14 protein-coding genes are annotated in these 19380 nt (G+C 50.8%); 5 read left to right on the plus strand and 9 right to left on the minus strand.

The window, feature by feature from the left end; translation table 11 throughout:
• Positions 1-3 precede the first annotated feature (3 nt).
• Complete coding sequence (gene aspS / locus DEF47_RS05150; protein WP_012188961.1) at positions 4-1788, minus strand: aspartate--tRNA ligase; 1785 nt, start codon at positions 1786-1788, stop codon at positions 4-6.
• A gap of 262 nt (positions 1789-2050) precedes the next feature.
• On the opposite strand from aspS, the gene DEF47_RS05155 reads away from it, so the two are divergent.
• The 3 genes from DEF47_RS05155 (at position 2051) to DEF47_RS05165 (ending at position 6083) form a co-directional block, all read left to right on the plus strand.
• Entirely contained in the window at positions 2051-2653 is a 603-nt protein-coding gene (locus DEF47_RS05155; RefSeq protein WP_012188962.1) for an OB-fold-containig protein, read from the plus strand.
• Positions 2654-2800: 147 nt separating this feature from the next.
• Positions 2801-5035, plus strand: coding sequence for an SPFH domain-containing protein (locus tag DEF47_RS05160; protein ID WP_012188963.1), 2235 nt, complete (start codon positions 2801-2803; stop codon positions 5033-5035).
• A 163-nt stretch (positions 5036-5198) separates the two neighbouring features.
• Positions 5199-6083, plus strand: coding sequence for a dihydroxyacetone kinase subunit L (locus tag DEF47_RS05165; protein WP_012188964.1), 885 nt, complete (start codon positions 5199-5201; stop codon positions 6081-6083).
• A 45-nt stretch (positions 6084-6128) separates the two neighbouring features.
• On the opposite strand, the gene DEF47_RS05170 is transcribed toward DEF47_RS05165, so the two are convergent.
• From DEF47_RS05170 to DEF47_RS05180, 3 genes are all read right to left on the minus strand, one after another.
• A complete protein-coding gene (locus DEF47_RS05170; protein WP_012188965.1) occupies positions 6129-7556 on the minus strand; it encodes a DHA2 family efflux MFS transporter permease subunit in 1428 nt (475 codons plus the stop codon).
• A 120-nt stretch (positions 7557-7676) separates the two neighbouring features.
• A complete protein-coding gene (locus tag DEF47_RS05175) occupies positions 7677-8522 on the minus strand; it encodes a helix-turn-helix domain-containing protein (protein ID WP_012188966.1) in 846 nt (281 codons plus the stop codon).
• 3 nt (positions 8523-8525) lie between these two features.
• Positions 8526-9788 (minus strand): PP2C family protein-serine/threonine phosphatase, encoded by a 1263-nt coding sequence (locus DEF47_RS05180; RefSeq protein ID WP_041304253.1) that lies wholly within the window; start codon positions 9786-9788, stop codon positions 8526-8528.
• Between the two features lie 167 nt (positions 9789-9955).
• On the opposite strand from DEF47_RS05180, the gene DEF47_RS05185 reads away from it, so the two are divergent.
• On the plus strand, positions 9956-12739 hold the full coding sequence (locus DEF47_RS05185; protein WP_012188968.1) for a glycoside hydrolase family 9 protein: 2784 nt from the start codon (positions 9956-9958) through the stop codon (positions 12737-12739).
• Positions 12740-12983: 244 nt separating this feature from the next.
• On the opposite strand, the gene DEF47_RS05190 is transcribed toward DEF47_RS05185, so the two are convergent.
• The 5 genes from DEF47_RS05190 to DEF47_RS05210 are packed head-to-tail and all read right to left on the minus strand — an operon-like array spanning position 12984 to position 18600.
• Entirely contained in the window at positions 12984-13619 is a 636-nt protein-coding gene (locus DEF47_RS05190) for a class I SAM-dependent methyltransferase (RefSeq protein ID WP_012188969.1), read from the minus strand.
• Positions 13620-13629: 10 nt separating this feature from the next.
• Positions 13630-14472, minus strand: coding sequence for an SDR family oxidoreductase (locus DEF47_RS05195; RefSeq protein ID WP_012188970.1), 843 nt, complete (start codon positions 14470-14472; stop codon positions 13630-13632).
• Between the two features lie 11 nt (positions 14473-14483).
• Positions 14484-17471 (minus strand): SpoIIE family protein phosphatase, encoded by a 2988-nt coding sequence (locus DEF47_RS05200; RefSeq protein ID WP_012188971.1) that lies wholly within the window; start codon positions 17469-17471, stop codon positions 14484-14486.
• Positions 17472-17476: 5 nt separating this feature from the next.
• Positions 17477-18229 carry an anti-sigma factor antagonist gene (locus tag DEF47_RS05205; protein WP_012188972.1) on the minus strand — a complete coding sequence of 251 codons (753 nt, stop codon included), beginning with the start codon at positions 18227-18229 and terminating at the stop codon, positions 17477-17479.
• Between the two features lie 20 nt (positions 18230-18249).
• On the minus strand, positions 18250-18600 hold the full coding sequence (locus tag DEF47_RS05210) for an STAS domain-containing protein (RefSeq protein WP_012188973.1): 351 nt from the start codon (positions 18598-18600) through the stop codon (positions 18250-18252).
• Between the two features lie 146 nt (positions 18601-18746).
• Between DEF47_RS05210 and DEF47_RS05215 the strand changes: the two genes are divergently transcribed.
• Complete coding sequence (locus DEF47_RS05215; protein WP_012188974.1) at positions 18747-19205, plus strand: META domain-containing protein; 459 nt, start codon at positions 18747-18749, stop codon at positions 19203-19205.
• Positions 19206-19380 lie beyond the last annotated feature (175 nt).

Genomic DNA, 19380 nt, shown 5'->3' on the forward strand with positions numbered 1-19380 from the left:
TGCTTAACCGCGTGGTTCAACTCCATCGGCCAAGCGCAAGCCAAGCTCGCGTAATTGCTTGGCATCAACCGATGATGGCGCATTCATCATCAGATCTTCGGCGCGTTGAGTTTTGGGGAAGGCAATCACATCGCGAATGTTGTCGGTATCAGCCAACAACATCACCAAGCGATCGATGCCTGGGGCCATACCGCCATGAGGTGGTGCGCCATATTCGAAGGCTTCCAACATATGCCCAAAGCGCTTTTGAATTTCTTCAGGGCTGTAGGGCAAGCGATCAAAAATGTATTGCTGAATGCTGCGATCGTGAATCCGAATTGAGCCAGAAGCCAACTCGTAGCCGTTACATACCAAGTCGTATGAGGCGGCCCGCACGCCTTCAAACTCGCCGCGCTGCATTTTTTCAACATCGGCAGGGTTGACCATACAGAATGGATGGTGAGCGGCATCCCATTCGCCACTTTCGGCATTGTATTCAAACATTGGGAAGTCGATTACCCAGGCAAAATGCATCAGATCTTTGTCGGCAAGATCGAGCCGCTTGGCCATTTCGCGCCGTACTTTATCTAACGAGGCCGCTACCACTGCTGGTTTGTCGGCAACATAGACAATTAAGTCGCCAGCTTCAGCCGCCGTTGCACTCTTTAATTGATCAAGTTGGGCTTGCTCGAAGAATTTTGCGATTGGCGAGCGCACGCTGCCATCAGCTTCGATCGCCATCCAAGCCATGCCTTTGGCTCCACCAATTTTGGCAACTTCTTGCAGATCGTCGATTTGCTTACGTGAATAGCTGCCACAGCCAGGCAAGCGAATGGCTTGAACTTTGCCGCCGCTGCTGAGTGCACCAGTAAACACGCCAAATTGGCTATCTTTGACGATTTCGCCTACGTTGACAAATTTCAAGTCGTAGCGCAAATCGGGCTTATCGGAGCCGTAATATTCAATCGCGTCGGCGTAGGTGAGCCGTGGGAAGGGCGAAACCAAGCGTTTGTGCGGCGTGACATTGGCCACCAGTTCAGTCATCAAGCGTTCGACAACATCAAGTACATCATCTTGCTCAACAAAGCTCATCTCAATGTCGAGTTGAGTGAATTCAGGCTGGCGGTCGGCGCGTAAATCTTCATCACGCATACAACGCGCAATTTGGAAATACTTGTCGATCCCCGAAACCATCAACAATTGCTTAAGTTGTTGTGGCGATTGGGGCAATGCATAAAATTCGCCTGGATGTAAGCGACTTGGCACAAGATAGTCGCGTGCGCCTTCGGGCGTGCTTTTCATCAAAATCGGGGTTTCAATTTCCCAAAAGCCCTCGCGATCCATCCAATCGCGCATAAATTTGATCGTGCGATGGCGTAACCCCAAGATATGCTGTTGGCGTTCGCGGCGCAATTCAATATAGCGATATTTCAAGCGCAGCGCTTCATCCTCGCCACCATCACGATTCACCAAGATTGGCGGAGTTTTGGCAGTGTTGAGAATCTTGGCACTTTGCACTTCGAGTTCGATCGCGCCAGTTGCCAAATTGGCATTTTCTGCGCCCTCAAGCCGTGAGCGCACCCGCCCAGTTACCTGAATCACATACTCATTTTTGATGCTATCGAGCATAGCGCGAGCTTCGGGATTCGACGAAGGATCAACAATCACTTGGGTCAAGCCATAGCGATCACGCAAATCTAAAAAGAGCACCGTGCCGTGATCACGGCGGCGATGAACCCAACCAGCTAACGTCACGGTTTGGTCGATGTGGTCGCGGCGCAACTCGCCGCAGGTGTGAGTTCGGAGCATACGACTGCTCTCCTCGCGTTTGGATACTAACAAAGCCAAAGCCACGCCTAGAAGCAGCACGTCGGTGTGCAATCAGCGTTGATAACGCGGCTAGAGCCGTTGGGCGACAACACAATGTTGCGTATTTTAACACAAGGATGCTGCTTGTGTCGCATCTGGCTTTTGTGCTATGCTTGTTGTGCCGCTCACAGCAGTTCATAAACTGCAACATTTTAATAATTACCACGTATAGAAGCTACACTAGGATGTGGAGAAAACGCCCATGAAGGTATGGACAACGTGGTACAACTTACCATTTTTAATTAGTCTTGGCCTTGGCTTGGTCTTTGCAGTGTTGCAAATCGTTGGTGGCTTCGGCGACCACGATAGCGATGCTGATATTGATAGCGATGGTCACGATTTTTTTGATGGCGCTCTCGATACCCTTGGGGTTGGCAAAGTGCCCCTGATGTTTATCCTCGTTAGTTTTTTATCGCTGTTTGGCTTGATTGGCCTCCTGCTGAATGCAGTAGCGTTTCAATTTGATAGCGTGTACCCCAGTTGGTTTTTTGCGGTGGTGTTGGTGCTGAGTTTGCCCTTGGCCTTTGTCGGAACCAGCCGTACCAGTCGCTTATTCGCTAAATTAGCTCCTGAAAATAGCCTGATCGTTGGTTTTGAGCAATTGGTTGGGCGGGTTGGGCGAGTTAGTAGCCCAACGATTAGCGTAACCTATGGCCGAGTTGAGGTGCGTGATCCCCATGGCACAGTGCACACGGTATTTGCTCAATTAGCAACTGGCGAACCATTACCAACCAATACTGAAGTCGCTTTGGTTGAATACGATCAAGCTAAGCGTTGTTTTATTGCCAAACAATTTGGTCGTTAGTTTTAGATATTGGGTTGAGTTTGAGGAATGCTCAAATGTGATGATTATAGCTTTTTGAAAGAAGGAACATGTTACGAGGGAACGTCTCTAGGATGGCTGTTTGAGTAGAGTATTGCTGCCATCCTGGGTTATAAGGAGTTATTGATAATGGAACAGATTGCAGTGTTAGTCGGGATTACCCTACTGGTCGTGATTCTGTTGGTTGTGGTGTTTTTTGCCTTGGTCAACCATTTTTATGTGAAAGCACCAGCCGACCGTACCTATGTGCGAACTGGTGGCAGCAAACCAAAGGTTGTTTTCAATGGTGGTAGCTGGGTGATTCCAGCTTTTCATGAAATTACCTGGGTTGATTTGCGCACGATGGATATTGATGTCGAGCGGACGGAAGCCAATGCGTTGCTGACGATCGACCCCCAATATGCCGATATTCGGGCAATTTTCTTTATCAAAGTTAATCCAATTGCTGAAGATATTGAACGCGCTGCCCGTACCATCGGTGGCAAAGAAGTTAATACCGATAGTGTAAAACGTTTGGTTGAAAGTAAATTGGAAGGTGCACTGCGCGACGTAGCTGCTACCTTTACCTTGATGTCATTGCACCAAGAGCGGGAAAAATTTGTTGAGCGAGTGCAAAATTTGGTGCGTAGCGATTTAGCTGAAAATGGTTTGGTGCTTGAAGCAGTTTCAATTACCACATTAAAGAGTGCTCGCCAAGGGAGTTTTGGCACTGATGATGTGTTCGGGGCGCAAGTGGCGCGGGCCAATGCCGAAGTTATTCAGCAAGCGCTCAAACAACGCAACGAAATTGATCAAATGACCCAAACTGAAATTGCCAAGCGCAATGCTACTGCTGAGCAAGAACGCAATACGATCGAGCGCCAAAAGCAACTTGAAATTGCTCGACGTAATGCTTCGACTTCGCAAGAACAAAATGATATTGAACGCTCCAGCGAATTGGAAATTACGCGGCGTAATGCTGATGTTGATCAAGAAAAATTGAATTTAGAGCGAAACCTATCGCAAGCTCGCGCCACCCAACAACGTGAAATTTTGATTCGCGAATCTGAGGAACGCACTGCTGCTGAGCGAGTGGCTTACGAACAGCAACAAGCTGCTGAATTAAGTCGGGTTGAAAAAGAACGCACGATTGCCGAAGCTGAAAAGCTTAAAGAACAAGCGGTCATGTTGGCCGAACAACGCAAGCAACAAGCGATTCAGTTGGCCGAACAAGAACGTCAGCGCGAAGTGCAGCGCAGTCAAGTTCTGCGTGAACAAGCTGTCCAAGTGGCCGACCGCGAACGCCAAGTGGCCTTGGCTCAAGAGCAAGCCAAGCTCGAACAAGCAGAAAAAGAACGTTTGGCAATTGCTGCCGAACGTGAAGTAGCCGAGCAAGGCGTGGTTACGGTGCAAGAACGTGCTGCCGCTGAACGTGAAGCGCAAATTCAAATTATCAATGCTGAACGTGATGCCAAGCGCGAAATTATCAATCGTAAAAATGAAGTTGAGCTTGAAACCTTCCGCCAAATTAAGCAGGCCGAAGCCGATGCTGAAGCCTTGAACAAAAAGGCAACCGCCGAAGCAAGTGCCGCAATCAAGATGGCCGAAGCTCGCCGTACCGAAGCCCAAGCCATGTCCGATGCGGAAATTCTGCGGGCTGAAGCAACTAAAGCAACCGTTGCTTCCCAAGGTTTGGCCGAAGCTGAAGTGATCAAGGCCAAAGCTGATGCCGCCCGTGTCGAAGCTGAGGCAATTCGTGAGCGTGGTTTGGCGGAAGCTGAAGCCGCTCGCGCCAAAGCCCTCGCCGAAGCCGAAGGTCAAAAAGCCTTGGCCGAAGCTTTGGCTGCTCACGCTGGGGTAGCCCAAGAGCTAGAACTTGAACGGATTCGCATGCACGCCCAAGTTGAAATTGGCGTGGCTCAAGCCAAAGCCATGGGCGAAGCGATGGCAGCGATGGACTTCAAGCTTTATGGTACGCCCGAAACTGCTCAACAAATTCTGCGCATGATAGGTTTGGCCGACGGCGTTGGCAGTTTGATCAACACCGCACCTGCTCCATTAAAAGAGCTTGGCAATCGTTTGATCAACCGTGTGTTGCCAGCGAATGGCAATGGCGATGCTGAAAAATCGGCTAGCAACGACAATGGCTTGAATCTGACCGCTGCCCAACCAGTGTTGCGCGAAGCAGCCTTGATTGCCAGCCAATATTTGAGTGCCGATGAGTTGCAAACTTTGACGGTTGGTGCAGCCCTCGAACAAGTCTTGGGTGTCGCTAGTGAAGAGCAACAAGCAGTGTTACATAAAGTCCAGGGTATGCTGCAATTGATGCCCCAATTGGCTGACCAACCATTGAGCAGTGTCTTGATGTTGGTGCAAAATAGCTAAGTATAGCACTCGATTGGCTGCTTGTGTTGATTCAGCACAAGCAGCCAATTGCTGTTTAAGCATTGAGTTGCTCATGTCAAGCTGTTAGAATCGCGGTAATCGGTGGTACGAAAATCGCAATACCCTTAGTAGGATTATGGTTTAGCACCAAAGGAGTTGTTGTATGTCGAAGGCTTTGACCGACCTTTTTGCCGAAATGACCCGCAATTTAGCGGATGAACGTGATTCATTGAATGCCCTTGATGGGGTTGGCGACGGCGATGCTGGCGATAATATGCTCAGCAATTTTGAAACAATCACCAATACATTGCGCCAAAATGAAGGCCAAGGCTCAGTCGATCAAGCTTTACGCGCGGCTAGCAAGGCTTTGCGCACTTCAGGCAAAGGCCCAACCGCTCCGATGTATGCCAACGGCTTAGAGCAAGCTGCCAAAGATTTAGAAGGCAAAACGTCGTTTGGGGTGAATGATATTGTGAAATTGCTCGGTGGTTTGTTGGGCGGGGTGCAAAATACGCCAGGGGTTAAACAACAGGGCGAAGGCGGGATTCTCGATGGACTGGTTCCAGGTGTGACCACCTTTATGCAAGCCCGCAATAACGGCAAATCGACGCTCGAAGCGCTGATGGATGGCTACAAGGCTTCGCAACGTGGAGCCTATGGCACAACGCAGCAAGGCTCTGGCTTTGGTCAATTCGGCAACAACGATACCTCAGGCAAGGTTGATCCAGGTGCTGCTGGAGCTAGCTCGTTGTTTGGCAGTTTGTTGCAAACCTTGCTTTCCAATGGCCTAAGTGCTGGCCGTGGCGAGCCAACCAAAACCAGCGGCTTTGAAGAATTATTTGGTGGTCAACCACAACAATCGCAACAACCCCAGCAACAACAGCCGCAAGGTGGTTATGGCGATGCGCTTGGTGGGCTTGGCGATTTGTTTGGCCAATTATTTGGTGGCGGCGGCTTATTTGGCGGCCAACCACAACAACCGCAACAACGCCCTAGCAGCCGTGGCGACGATCCGCAGCCGCGTTTGCGTGACCAAGAAGTTATTTAGTTAAAGATCAGCGGCGCATGAAATTACGCATGCGCCGCAATTTTTTTAGGCGATTGAATGACTCAATTCACTGTGCTCGCCATGTTGGGCCATGGTCGCCGCTGCATCGCGATCGCGAATAAACAACGCTACACAGGCTGAAACAAATGCCAAAATTGCTGCTGCCAAGAAGGCATACTGATAGCTTTGGGCATTTTGATTAACTGTTGTGCCGCTATGATTGAGCGCCAACACGCTGCCCAAAATGGCTACGCCCAAGGCCGAACCAAGTTGTTGTTGCATGCTGAAAATTGCTGAAGCTTGGCCAGTTGAGGCATGCGGAATTTGGGCAAAAACGGCGGCCTCAATTGGCAAAAAGAGGTAGGCCATCCCCACGCCTGTGCCAAACATCAAGGCACGTACCAACCACAAATTGGTTTCAGCATCGATTGTGCTCATCAAGCCCATCATCACGGCAACCCCTAAAACCCCGCCAAAAGTCAAGCGGCGTGGGCCAACTTTGGGGTAAAGTCGCGCTACGATTTGGCTCGATAGTACCACGCCAATCGCTTCGGGCGAGGTGGTCAAGCCCGATTCGAGCGCACTGGCTCCAACGACATTTTGCAAAAATTGGGGCATCAGAAACAGAATGCCCGTAAAGGCGGCTGAGCCAAAAATCGCTACTAAATTGCTGACGCGAAACAAGCGAATGGAGAAGAGCCGCAGATCAAGCATTGGCTTGGCTTTGGCTAATTCAACGACCACCAGCGCGGCAAGTGCGCCAACCCCAATCGCGGCACTAACCAAAATGATTGGCGAACCCCAGCCTTTGCTCGCGCCTTCGGTCAAGGTGTAGAGCAAGGCGGCAAAGCCAGCGCCCGCTAAAATAAAACCCAGCCAATCGAATGCGCCAACTTCTTCTTGGGCAGGCGCTTGCAACCAAATGACCCCGAAGATCAGCGCGGCTAAGCCAATTGGGCCATTGACGAAAAAGACCCAGTGCCACGACAGATGATCGACTAAAAATCCGCCGAGCACCGGCCCAACTGCGGGTGCTATCACCGTTGGAATAATCAGCACCCGCGAAACTTGGATGCGCTGGTGCGGCGGGAAAGTCCGAAAGAGCATGGTTGTGCCGACTGGCATTAGTGCGCCTGCTGCGATGCCTTGAGCCGCCCGAGTTAGCATCAATTGCTCAATATTTTGAGCTAAGCCACAGGCCAGCGAGGCCAACGTAAACAAACCAAGTGAGGTTAAAAAGACCCATTTGGTGTTCCAACGGTCGCCCAACCAACCCGAAGCCGGAATCACCACCGCAATACAAATTAAATAGATCACCACGATTGCGTTGATCGCGCTGCTACTCGCGCCAAAATCTTGTTGGATGGTTGCTAGTGCCACGTTGATAATTGTGCCATCCATAATGCTCATAAACAACGCCGCTACAAAGACGACGCAAACTGCAATTTTTTGATCGATCACGATCCGTTTCATGAAGCCCTCGTTTGATTGTGCTAATTCGTTGCTGGCTCGTATCTGCTGGAATGCAAGCCATCGCTTTATTGTAGCGATTATGGGAGATCGAAGAAATGGAAAAATTTTGAACAGAACATATCATTTTTTGAAGCTTTGTTCGCGATAACGGCGCGGCGAAATGCCTAGCTCTTGCTTGAAAAATTTGCTGAAATGGAAGGGATCATGAAAGCCGAGGCTTTGGGCTAATTGTTGAATTGGCATGGTGGTGAATTGCAAATAACGTTGTGCTTCGAGCAAAATTCGTTTGAGAATGATGCGTTTTGGTGGTTGGCCACTGTGCTGGCTAATAATTTGAGCCAATTGTGTTTTGCTCAGATTAAGCTGATCGGCATAATAGTGAATGTCGTGATGCTGCTGAAATGCTTGTTCGAGCAGCGCCAAAAATTGGCGATAGATGGCATAATTGGCTGATTGTGGTGGTTGATCGGCTGCTTGGCTCAGCCGTTGGCTTTGCCAAAGTAGGGTCAGCAGCAAATGGCGTAGGCTGTGGTATTTGGCTAAACAATCTTCACGTTGATATTCGTGGGCCAATAATTCAAATAAACTATCAATAATTTTGCTATCGGCAGCACTCAGTTGTAGCCCGCCATTGGCTCGAAAGCTTGGTTGCTGCTCATCAGATTGGTTGGGCAGAAAAGCCTGATCATAGCGCAAATAATAGCCATTAAGTGCCTCGGCCTGCTCAAAAACATGCACTTGGCCTTGAGCCACTAAGGCTAAAGTGTGGGCTTGCAATGGGTACGATTGCTGATCAACCCAATGCCGCCCAGTGCCAGCCTTGATCCATAACAGCTCATGAAAACTATGGCGATGTGGCAGATTAACCACGTTGGGAATGTGGTGTGGCTCTAGTTTGGCGATGAACATTGGCGCTAAGGCATTATGCTCAAGTTGAATATGCTCAATCTGGTGTTTATTTGACATAATTTATTGAACAGCCACCACGACCAAGGTAATATCGTCGTGCGGTTCGATGTTGTGGGTATAACTACGAATTGCGGTCAGAATTGCTTGGACAATTTCATGCGGGTGGTTGCTCTTGATCGTTTTGATCAGCGTGATCAAACTTTCAAAGCCCCACATTTCGCCCTTGGCGTTTTGGGCTTCAACCACGCCATCGGTATAAAACACCAGCAAATCGCCCGATTGCAAACTGACTTGCTCTTGAACATGGGGCATAGTTGGCCCCATTCCCAGCGGCAAACTGCCCTTAATTTCTAGAAACTCTACTTCGTGCTGGCGACGACGCAACGGTGCTAATTGCCCAGCATTGGCCAAGAGCATACTACTAGTTTGGGGGTTGAACAAGGCGACTTGCAAGGCCACAAAATTATTGGTTTGACGCTTGGTGCGCAACCAACGATCAAGCTCACTGAGCACGGTGGCTGGCTCTTCGTGATCATAAATTTCTGATTGAAGCACGCCCAGCGTAATGCCCATCAACATGGCCGCGCTGACGCTTTTGCCCGTAACATCGCCCACACTAAGACACAAACGACCATCGGCGGTTAAGTCGTAGCTCAGCAAATCGCCGCCAACTTCGTGAGCGGGAAAACAACCGCCAGCGATTGCTAAACCATTGATCTCAGGTGGATGATCGGGCAACAAGCCTTCTTGGATCATGCGAGCGAGCCGCAATTCTTCGGAAAGAGCGGCGTTGTGGCGCAAGGCTTGGCGGCCTTTGTCGAGTTCGTTCAGCACGCGTTCGGCTGTGTAAAATAGACCAGTCGTGCCTGCTGAAAGTAACGAACCAAGGATCGTCCAAAAAATGCTGAAGCTCAGGCGTTCGTTGGCGGGAATAAAAAATAGCCCAAAAATCACTGCATAAATAATCGTGGCAATTAGCCCACCCAAAAATGCCGCCAACGACCAAGCCCGAATTGGTGACCAGTTACGGCGTTGCGCGATTGGCATTGTCCAGCGCAGCAAAAAAAAGACTAGCGATGGCGCGGCAAGCCCAATTGAATAGCTGGAGCCAAAGGTCATGAGCACATTTTCAACGTTTAATCCCGAGGTTGCGACTGGGATAAGGATGATAAAGCCCAAAACGGTTGAGAGCATCATCGACCAGCGCAGTAAGCGGCGAAATGGCATGGGTGTATAGTTGTGGCTGGTGCGGGCGGGTTGCATGGGTTCCTCAAGCCAATCAAGCTTCAACGCGGCAAAATTGCTGGTTGCATTATACGGCACAATCCTATGCTATTATATGCTATCTAGTTATGAGATCGTTCTCAATTGCCGACGAAAGCACTCCCAATTGCATCGCACTGTAGCAGCAGCTTTCGTCTCAACAACCTTCCTTCATTTACACTGATGTATTGAGACCGATTCCAATGAAGTGAATCATGGAGGCAGCAATGAGCGCTGACCACAGCCGTACCGTGATTGGTATCCGTTCGACGAGGAGCTTTTGGGCACGAGGATTTTTCGTCTTTTGGTTGATTATTGCTTTAGGCTGCCAACAAGCGATTGTTCCAGCCACCTCTCAGATTTATGCCCAACCCCCGCAAACTGTTGGTAATTTGCTGCAAAATGGCGATTTCAGCGCTGGTTTTGCGCCATGGTGGGCCACAAGCTCGGTTGCTACTGATACTGCGAGTGGCGCATTAGTCGCAACCATCAATAATGCTGGTAGTAATCCATGGGATGCAATCGTTGGCCAAAATGGAGTTACGCTTCAATCAGGCCAAACCTACACCGTCACGTTTCGCATCCGTGCCTCAACCACTGGTACTGTGGTGATGAAACTGCAAAAAGAGGCCTCTCCCTATACCAACTATTTTAGCCAAGACGTGGCTTTGACTACTAGCGATCAAGCCCATCAATTTGTCTTTACCTCAGGCTTTGATGATGCTGGGGCTGCTTTTCAATTTCAAATGGGCGGCCAAGGCACGAATGTACTGACAATTGACGATGTGCAAGTGTTGGGCGAAACTGGCCCGGTCGAGCCATCGGGCAATTTGGTGCAAAATGGCGAGTTTGTTGGTGGCCTACCGCCTTGGTGGACTGGCGGCGATGTCAGTGTGAACACCGATGATGGCGCGTGTTTGACGATCAACACTCCTGGCACAAATCCTTGGGATGTGCAGCTTGGTCAACATACCATTGCGATTGAAGCTGGTGTGAGCTATCAGCTTAAATTTGCTGCCAAATCAACTGTGCCAGTCACTTTGCCCGTGCGTTTGCAAAAAAATGCCGAGCCATACACTGGCTATTTTTCGGCTGATCCAGTGCTCAACTCGGCCTGGACAGAATTTGTCTATAATTTTACATCGGCCTATAGCGATGCAGCTTCGTTGTTGTTCCAAATGGGTGGCATCGGAACCCCGACGATCTGTATTGATCAGGTGAGTTTGTATATGTTAGAAACCGGAATTCGGGTCAACCAAGCCAGCTATTTGCCCACGATGAGCAAAGTGGCAAGTTTGGTGCATCCTGCGACTGAGCCATTGGCTTGGCAATTGCATAACACTGCTGATGCAGTGGTGGCAAGCGGCCAAACCACGGTGTATGGCGAAGAATCAGCCTCGGCTGAACATGTGCATTTGATCGATTTTTCAAGCTACCAAACGGTTGGTGAAGGCTATTATCTGAGCATCGGCAGCGAAACGAGCTATCCATTTGCCATCGAGGCAGGTTTGTATTCGCGGATGAAATATGATGCTTTGGCCTATTTCTACCATAATCGCAGCGGGATTGCGATTACCATGCCCTATGCTGGTGGCGAGCAATGGACGCGACCAGCTGGCCACATCGGGGTTGCACCCAACCAAGGCGATACCTCGGTAACCTGTTTTACTGGCACTGACACCCAAGGTCAAAGCTGGCCCGGGTGCGATTATCAACTTGACGTTTCAAAGGGTTGGTACGACGCTGGCGACCATGGCAAATATGTGGTTAACAGTGGTATTTCGGTCTGGACGTTGCTTAATCAATATGAACGAGCGCAGCAACGTGGCCCTGCCAGCCTAGCCCAATTTGCCGATGGCACGATGAATATTCCCGAAAATAACAATGGCGTGCCCGATTTGTTGGATGAAGTGCGCTGGAATATGGAGTTTATGCTAGGAATGCAAATTCCTACGACTGCGCCAGTTTCCAAAACGGGTATGGTGCACCATAAAGTTCACGATGCGAACTGGACTGGTTTGCCAATGGCTCCACACGAAGATAGCCAAATGCGCTATTTGTATCCACCAAGTACCGCCGCAACCTTGAACTTGGCTGCGACCGCTGCCCAATGTTCACGGATTTGGCGTGAGATCGATGAAGCCTTTGCTGATCGATGTTTGGTGGCGGCTGAACGCGCTTGGCAAGCAGCCTTGGCCTACCCTAACGAAATTGCCCGCGATAACTTCAATGGCGGTGGTGGCTATGGCGATAGCACCTTGAACGATGAATGGTATTGGGCCGCCGCCGAATTGTATATCACAACTGGCTCGGCCACCTATCGCGAAGCAATTGAAGAATCGAGCTATTACTTGCGGCTTGATCTTGGTGGTGGAAGCGCCATGAACTGGGGCGGCGTGGCAAGCCTTGGCACCTTGTCGTTGGCCTTGGTTCCCAGTGATTTGAGTAGCGCGAATCGCCAAACTGCCCGTGCAGCAGTGATTGCAGCGGCTGATCAATTTGTGGCAGCGCAGCAATCCAGCGGTTATGGCATTCCATACAATCCTGGTGCGCAGTATCCTTGGGGTTCCAACTCATCAATTCTGAATAATATGATTGTAATGGGTTTGGCAGGCGACTTTACTGGAAATGCCAACTATGCCGATGCAATTAGCCAAGGCATGGATTACTTGCTGGGGCGTAATCCACTCAATCGCTCGTATATTTCGGGCTATGGCTCGGTCTCATTGACCAATCCACATCATCGCTTCTGGGCTAAGCAAATTAATCCAGAGTATCCTGGTACGCCGCCAGGTGTGGTGGCTGGGGGGCCAAATTCAAGCATTCAAGACCCTTATGCTCAAGTTGAATTAGCTGGTTGTGCGGCCTTGAAATGCTATGTTGATCATATCGATTCGTGGTCAACCAATGAAGTGACGATTAACTGGAACTCGCCGCTGGCATGGGTTGCGGCCTATCTTGATGATTATGATACAAGTTCGGTGCAGTATCTGCCGTTGATCAGTAAGTAACTCCCTCCCCCCAACCTTATAAAGATAGGTTTTAAGACCCCTCACCCCAACCCCTCTCCCACTGCGGCGGGAGAGGGGCGATCCAATGATCTCCCCCTCGCCTGCTAGGCGGGAGAGGGGGCTAGGGGGTGAGGGCATGAACATCGAGTTTTAATGTCCCCTCACCTCAACCCCTCTCCCACTGCGGTGGGAGAGGGGCTTTTTAAGTTGCGTTGTCGTATGAAAGCTAGGGTGTAGAGGGAATTTAATCGCGTTGGGCGACGATGAAAATTTGGGTTTCAGGAGTTGCGCCGTGGTGGGGCACATAATGTTGCAAGCGGGTTTCGAGAATTTGGAAGCCTGATTTGGTGATCAAGGCTTCAAGTTGGGCTTGAGGGTAGGCCGTCACAAAGACTGGCTGATCGCCGAGCACAATTTGAATATAATCGAAATCGCCTTCGACCATTGAGAGCAGCAACAAGCCCGCAGGTTTGAGCCAATGATGGAATTGTTGTAACGCATGCTCGATATCACTGCGGCGCAGCATTAGCAAGGCAAAAAACGAGACAACCGCATCAAACGAGGCTGGCTCAAAATTAACGTGATTAACACTATCGAGTACATATTGACCATTGGGCACATTTTGCCGCGCCAAATTGAGCATTGAGGCTGAAATTTCGAGACAGGTTACTGCATGGCCAGCTTTGGCCAAGGTTTGGGCGGTGGGAATGCCTGTACCACAGCCGGAATCGAGCACCTTCGAGTTTGGCTCCAACAGATCAGCCAACCATTGACTGAGATCCTGTTGATCTTGATTATTGCCAAACATCACCTCATAATCGGCCCCAATCGCGTTAAACACGGCGGCTTGTTGCTGAATATCATCCGACCACGATTGCATAATGCTCTCCTTAAACCAAGCCTGTTGGTGGGGTGTTATCCTCGTGGGGCTTTGGTTGCTGTTGTGAACGCTTCACAGGACGATCAAAGAACCTGTTTAAGATTGGCGCGGCCAAGTTGCCAACCCGCACCAACCATGAGCTTTGGGCATCGGCGGTGATGATAAAGCGGCGTTTGAGAATGCCACGGACAATCGCTTGGGCAATTCGGTCGGCATTAATTGGTTGCTGATTGCTCAGGCTGCTATCGCCATTACTGCTGGCTTGCCCAACCTCGGTTTGAATATCGCTTGGATACACCACGCTCGTCGTGATGTTATAAGCTTTTAGTTCTGGACGCAAGACTTCCATCAGCCCGCGAATCGCGAATTTGGTGGGAGTGTAGGCACTATAGCCAAATGTCCCGCCTAAACCTGCTACCGATGAAATCGCGACAATCGAGCCAACGCGGCGATTTTGCATATGGGGCACAACCGCACGAATCGCATGCAGCGTACCAAAATAATTCAAATCCATCAGATCACGAAAAACCTGATCATCAAGTTGTTGAAATGGCCCAGCTTGAACGCCACCAGCGGCAGCGATCAACACATCACATGGGCCAGCCCGTTGAATCAGATCGGCGATGGCTTGACTGACATCATGGCGAACTCGCACATCGGCGGTGGCAATTTCGATCCGCTGCCCCGCCCGATTGATCAAGGGTTGCAAGCGTTCGGCAGCCTCGACCAACCGAATCCGATTGCGAGCGATCAACGAAACCGAGGCTCCGCGGGCCAAAATGCGCTGGGCTGTGGCAAAGCCAATGCCGCTGGAGCCACCAGTGATGATCACATGTTTATTTAGGAGACGCACGATCAAATTCCTCAAACAGGTTGATTGGCATCGGCCAGCCGTTTAATCACCACTAAAGTAAGGTCATCGAAGGCTGGTAAATCGCCAGTATGCGCCGCAAGGCGACTACTAATTGTATGCAACATAGTCGCTGCATCGCAATGGGCGGTCTGATGAATTGTCTCCATCAAACGTGGCACGCCCCACTCATCCATTGTACTATCAACTGCCTCGGTTACGCCATCGGTATAACAGACCAAAACATCGCCTAATTCAATAATCGTTTCAGCTTCGCCTAAAACTGCATCATCGATTACGCCCAAGGCAATTCCAGGTGTGCGCAATTGCTCGATCTGGCCTGTAGCGGCGCGATACAGCAATGGCGGATTATGCCCAGCACAAGTGTAGCGTAAACGCCCAGTCACTGGATTAATAATTCCGTAGAAAAGCGTTACGAACATATACGATTGGCTATCGCGCATAATCCAGCGGTTGGCACGTTCGATCGCCTGTGATGGTGGTGAGCCATCGAGCGCCGCACCACGCACCAACGAGCGCGAAAGTGCCATAAACAAGGCCGCAGGCACGCCCTTATCCGAGACATCGGCAATCACAAAGCCCATCTCACCTGCCGAAGGCCCGCTGCGAAAACTCCAAAAATCGTAGAAATCGCCGCCAACTTGGCGGGCCAAATTCCAATGTGCGCCGCTATCCCAGCCCGCAAGTTGCGGCAAGCGCGATGGCAACAAGCTCATTTGAATTTCGCGGGCCACGCTAATTTCTTGTTCGATATGTTGGCGGGCAGCTTCGATTTGCGCCAGCAAGGCGCTTTCAATCGCCGCCGCAGCTTGGCCAGCAATTCCAGCGGCGATAGTAATTTGGCGTGGCAGCCAAGTTTCGTCGTGGCCGCATTGCTCAAGCAACAGCACCCCCAGCGTGGCTCCGCGTGAGTTGAGCGGTTGGGCCAGCACTGCCCCATAGCTGCTGTAGGGCACTAAGCCTGCGCTTGAAAGCTGTTCGAGATCGACCAATTCAGCAGCAAACGATTCGCCTTCAGAACGCATCCGTTCGAGCCATGGCACTTGCTCATCGGTAGCGCTTGCACCAATTGATTGGCGTTGTTCGTTGGTCAAGCCCCAGCCTTCAGCCAAAATCCAGCGATTGCTTTCACGCTGCCAAAGGAGACATAAGGCGCGTTCGCAACCAACCAACAAGGCTGGCAGGCGCACGCTGAGATAGAGCATTTCGCTGATCTCGCTGACCCAGGCAAAATTTTCGGCTGATTGCAACAAGGCGTTCAGCACCCAAGCTTCCTCTTGTTGCGATTGGAAGACCGAGGCGCTATCAATCGCGATCGCAATTTGATCGGCAAGGGTTTGCACCACGAAGAAATCATTTTCATCAAATGCGCCGTAGCTCTCGCTTTGCACATCCAACACGCCGAGCAACTGCTGTCCAACACGCATGGGCACGGCTAGTTCGGCGGCGATGCCATGTTGATCGGGCAAGAAACGTGGTTCTTCGCGCACATCATTAACCAGCATTGGTTCGCCAGTGACGGCGACATGGCCAACGATACCAAGGCCTAACGGTAAGCGTTTGCCTTGGCGTTGCCAAAATGGGCTATCGCTGGCGGTGCTGGCACGGAAGAAAAGCTGTTGATGCAATTCATCAAAGGTAAAAAGATGCACTTGCGAATAACCAAAGCTGACCCGAATGCGATGCACTACCGAAGGCAACAAACGATCTAAATCGAGAATCGCTGTAACTTGGCGGCTAACTTCGCCGATAGTGGCTAGTTGGGCAGCGCGACGACGGGCTGCTGAGTAGGCTCGTGCCTTGTCAATCGCCACCGCAGCTTGGTCGGCAATCAGCGAGAGCAAGCGTAAATCGTCGGTATCAAAAGCACGTGGTTCGCTGCTTTGAATCGAAATTGTGCCTAAAACCTCATCGCCAGTCATCAAGGGAATATAAACCCCTGAGCGTGGCGGATATTCGGCTTGATAGGTTGGCTGGGCTGGCAAGCGATCCATTTCGCTGTCGAAATCTTCGACCAACAATGAGCGACCTGTGCGCCGAATCCAACTGACGATGCCACGATCATTGGGGAGTTCGACGCGCAATGGTGGCTCATGATGGCCATCTTGCACCCGCACTTTGAGTTCAAAGAAACGGCCTTCAAATAAGCCCAAGCGAAAATTGCTGGTATCGACAACCTTGCTGGTCTCGCCATAGACCAACTGACACAGCGAATCAACGTCTAATTCGGCGCGAATGATCGCGCGGCTGATCGCATTAATTTGGCCAAGTTCAGCCACGGTGCGGCGCTGCAAACCTAATGATCGGCTGGCACGTTGTACCATCCATGCGCTGCCAACCAAGCCTGCTGCTGAGATTGCCACCAAACTAAATGGAAAATCTTCGGCCATTTGGGCACCAATTGCCGCCAGCGGCAAGGGCAAAATTTCAATTGAGAAAATATTCGGAGCGCTGACCTGCCACGTGCCCATGGTGATTTGCTTGCCATCCCAGAGCAAAGCAAAGATCAAGCGTGCGCCTTGAACCACCACGATATAACTAATGATGAGCATGATCAGTTTTGACCACAGCCCAAAATCGCTGATAAATGGCAGGACGAGCGCGATGCCCAAGGTACGTGCGCCAGCCTCAAGGGCGCGGCGGCCCCATTCTTCGTAGCGTGAGCGGGCCAAACGACTCAGCCGAATGCATAAACCCGAGGCAGCGGCTAAAACCAAAGTTGTGCTCGGCGTGCTGATCAACGCCACGGCCAAGAGCACAATGCCGGAGAGGCTAAGCGGTTGGTTCGAACGATCGCGCACTGCCAAGCCATCGAGCAACAGCAATAACGCGCCAGCTACTGGCAAGGTAGCCGAGTTGAAGATTGGCAAGCCTTGCCAAATAATGCTGGCACTTGCCAACAAAAAGAGCATGGTAGCCCAACCAAGGGCCACCATGCGATGTTTCGAGAGTCGGGTTCCACGATCAAAACTGGCTAACATGCACCTTACTCAACATCTGCCAACGCTGCAAGCGCTTCATCACGAGTGCGGTGAATGGTAAAGATTTGGGTGAATCCTGTCAGGGTAAAGACCTCGGCTACCGCTGGTTGTAATGAACACAAGCGTAGTTCGCCGTTGGAGCCTTTGAGTTCGCGAGCCAACAACAGCAAAATCCGCAGACCGCTGCTGCTTAAAAAGGTTACGCCCGTAAGATCAAGCAAGATGCGCCGCCCGCCAGTTTCGGCAGCCTCATGGACAATCGTCGCTAAGGCTGGCGCTGCCGTGGCATCAATCCGGCCTTGAACTGGCACAACCCGCACATCTTCGGGCAGTCGTGTCCCAACGATTTTACTCATGTGTAACTCGTTTTCACCAGTTTCAGGATTGTAATTGAATTGCACATCATCCATCATCCTGCCCATCAAATACATTCCGAGGCCGCCAGCCTCGCGAGTTTCGATTGATGAGGTGAGATCTGGAGGAGGAACAGTTTCAGGATCAAAAGGAACCCCGCGATCGAACAGCCGTACTACAAAACGGCTACCATCGCGTCCGCAGACCAAGCGAACATCACCGGGACGTTCAGCAGAGTAGGCGTGTTGGATGATATTGGTGGCAGCTTCATCAACTGCCAATTCAATTTCCCACGCCGTATGTTCGTTAAGCCCAGCATCAAGTGCTGCCTGATAGGCAAACTTACACAGGGCACCGAGCGAATCGAGCAGCCCTGGCAGTTTAAGTTCAGCGGTTTGCGCCATATCGTCTCACCGAAATTCGTCTAGAAGCTACCAACAGCTTCCACCAAGTCGTCATAAATTTGGAACAATGGCGTGAAGCCAGTCAAGTCGAATACTTCGCGAATTCGTTGAGGCAGATTGGCAATCCGCACATCACCACGTTCGAGTTCACTAAATTTCCATTCGCGAGCTTTTTTGCGAGCTTCGATCAACACCCGTAAACCAGGGCTGCTGATATACTCTAAGTTTTCGAGGTCGAGGACAATCCGATGGCGATTTTCCTCAAAAATCTGGTTAATCTTATCATTCAAGGCATCTTTGGTCTCTGCGGCCAAGCGCCCCGACACCGTGATAACATCAACGCGATTATAGGCTTTATGGCTAATATCCATGCATTCCTCCTGCCACCATTGTAAGCGGGTTACATTTTGGCGAATCTGTGGCCTATTATAGCACAGCGGTATTAATTTCTTAGGGAACTTTTGGCCGAGTTTTAACGTTTTGGCTGTATAACAGATACTTTTTTGGAGGATACCCAATGCGCCGCACGTTTACGATATTTGCTCTCTTAACCGTTTTGGCTGGCTGTGGTAGTGCGACTACGCCAACCGCTATGCCGACCAACGTGCCCACGGTTGATGTCGCCCAGCCTGGTGCTGCTGGCTTGGCTGGCTCAAGCTGGAATGTTTTGCAAATCAATGGTCAACCAATTAAAGGCACGCAAGCCTTGCCCTTAACGTTTGAATTGGATGGTCGTGCTTCAGGCCATAGTGGTTGTAATGGCTATTCGGGCGAGGCCAACGTTGCTGGCGAGCAGTTGACCATCGGCCCTGTCATGTCAACCAAGATGGCCTGTGCTGAAAACGAATTGCAACAACAAGAAACCACCTTGTTCCAAGCGCTCGAAAAAGTAACCAGCTATACGATTACTGGCGATAAACTGAGTTTGCTTGATGCGAGTGGTACGGTTGTGGTCGAATTGGTGCAACAAGCCTAAATTGATGCCCTCACCCCCCAACCTTACAAGGGTAGGTTTTTAACAATGGTTGGGAGGGATTCGCCGTCGATATTCATACCCTGACCTCCTGACCCCCTCGCCCGCACACGAGGCGCGGGGGAATCCCTCGATCGTGAAGCTTGGAACGCCCCTCGCCCGCCGCCGTGGGAGAGGG

It is taken from the genome of Herpetosiphon sp. (genome assembly GCF_003512625.1).
Taxonomy (GTDB): domain Bacteria; phylum Chloroflexota; class Chloroflexia; order Chloroflexales; family Herpetosiphonaceae; genus Herpetosiphon; species Herpetosiphon aurantiacus.

Coding starts and splice junctions, on each gene's coding strand:
- DEF47_RS05170 (WP_012188965.1), bottom strand. CDS start 7,556: ATGAAACGGATCGTGATCGATCAAAAAATTGCAGTTTGCGTCGTCTTT.
- DEF47_RS05215 (WP_012188974.1), top strand. CDS start 18,747: ATGCGCCGCACGTTTACGATATTTGCTCTCTTAACCGTTTTGGCTGGC.
- DEF47_RS05205 (WP_012188972.1), bottom strand. CDS start 18,229: ATGGCGCAAACCGCTGAACTTAAACTGCCAGGGCTGCTCGATTCGCTC.
- DEF47_RS05165 (WP_012188964.1), top strand. CDS start 5,199: ATGTCGAAGGCTTTGACCGACCTTTTTGCCGAAATGACCCGCAATTTA.
- DEF47_RS05190 (WP_012188969.1), bottom strand. CDS start 13,619: ATGCAATCGTGGTCGGATGATATTCAGCAACAAGCCGCCGTGTTTAAC.
- DEF47_RS05160 (WP_012188963.1), top strand. CDS start 2,801: ATGGAACAGATTGCAGTGTTAGTCGGGATTACCCTACTGGTCGTGATT.
- DEF47_RS05200 (WP_012188971.1), bottom strand. CDS start 17,471: ATGTTAGCCAGTTTTGATCGTGGAACCCGACTCTCGAAACATCGCATG.
- aspS (WP_012188961.1), bottom strand. CDS start 1,788: ATGCTCCGAACTCACACCTGCGGCGAGTTGCGCCGCGACCACATCGAC.
- DEF47_RS05155 (WP_012188962.1), top strand. CDS start 2,051: ATGAAGGTATGGACAACGTGGTACAACTTACCATTTTTAATTAGTCTT.
- DEF47_RS05175 (WP_012188966.1), bottom strand. CDS start 8,522: ATGTCAAATAAACACCAGATTGAGCATATTCAACTTGAGCATAATGCC.
- DEF47_RS05210 (WP_012188973.1), bottom strand. CDS start 18,600: ATGGATATTAGCCATAAAGCCTATAATCGCGTTGATGTTATCACGGTG.
- DEF47_RS05185 (WP_012188968.1), top strand. CDS start 9,956: ATGAGCGCTGACCACAGCCGTACCGTGATTGGTATCCGTTCGACGAGG.